Annotated in this window: 1 protein-coding gene; it reads left to right on the top strand. The window is 46.4% G+C overall.

Annotated elements, in window-relative coordinates; translation table 11 throughout:
- Positions 1 to 457: proton-conducting transporter transmembrane domain-containing protein (locus tag HC175_RS18505; protein WP_262887252.1), on the top strand; the 457-nt coding region annotated here is incomplete at both ends.

Raw genomic sequence — 457 nt, forward strand, 5'->3', positions numbered from 1 at the left:
CGCATTTACTAAGTCGGCACAGTTCCCGTTCCACTTCTGGCTTCCGGGGGCGATGAAAGCGCCAACCCCGGTTTCCACTTACTTACATTCTGCCACCATGGTCAAGGCGGGAATCTACCTGCTGTTGAGATTTACTCCTGTGCTGGGAGGAGAAGATATCTGGAATACAACTTTGATCTCGGTAGGTGGGATCACCATGTTCTATGCTGCCGTACATACTTTATTTCGAACAGACCTTAAAGGGGTTCTTGCGTATTCAACCATTTCGGTATTAGGACTGCTCGTCTTCCTTATAGGTTTAGGAACCCAATACGCGTTAACTGCTGCTGCAGTTTATATCGTGGTACATGCGCTTTATAAAGCAACTTTATTCCTTATCACCGGAATCATAGATCATGAAACAGGAACAAGAGATGTTACAAGGCTTTCAGGCCTTCGAAAGGTGATGATGCCGGTG

This window comes from Salinimicrobium oceani (genome assembly GCF_012037645.1).